Source organism: Aquimarina rubra (genome assembly GCF_042684305.1).
GTDB lineage: Bacteria > Bacteroidota > Bacteroidia > Flavobacteriales > Flavobacteriaceae > Aquimarina > Aquimarina rubra.
Genome location: NZ_JBHULE010000035.1, coordinates 676550 through 677012, shown reverse-complemented (window position 1 = coordinate 677012; position 463 = coordinate 676550). Strand labels below are relative to the sequence as shown.

Here is a 463-nt window from a genome sequence, read left to right as displayed (position 1 = left end):
CAGCATCTGCTCTAGCAAGAAGATAAAGGTCGTTTCCTACACCTACAGCTTGGATTGTTGAGTAATTGCTAATATCTTTCCATCCACTACTGTCTGACCAAGCAGGGTCATTATTAGCGACAGAAATCCATTTGTCGGTATTACGCTCATATCTTAAAGTAATCATTCCAGCATCTGCTCTAGCAAGAAGATAAAGGTCGTTTCCTACACCTACAGCTTGGATTGTTGAGTAATTGCTAATATCTTTCCATCCACTACTGTCTGACCAAGCAGGGTTATTTGTGGCAACGGAAACCCATTTGTCGGTATTACGATCATGTCTTAAAGTAATCATTCCAGCATCTGCTCTAGCAAGAAGATAAAGGTCGTTTCCTACACCTATAGCTTGGATTGTTGGGTAATTGCTAATATCTTTCCATCCACTACTGTCTGACCAAGCAGGGTCATTATTAGCGACAGAAAT

The 463-nt window shown here is 40.8% G+C and carries 1 protein-coding gene; it reads right to left on the bottom strand.

What is annotated here, in order from left to right; genetic code table 11:
• Nucleotides 1–463 (bottom strand): hypothetical protein (locus ACFSR1_RS22810; protein ID WP_378295334.1); only part of this gene is annotated, 463 nt, incomplete at both ends.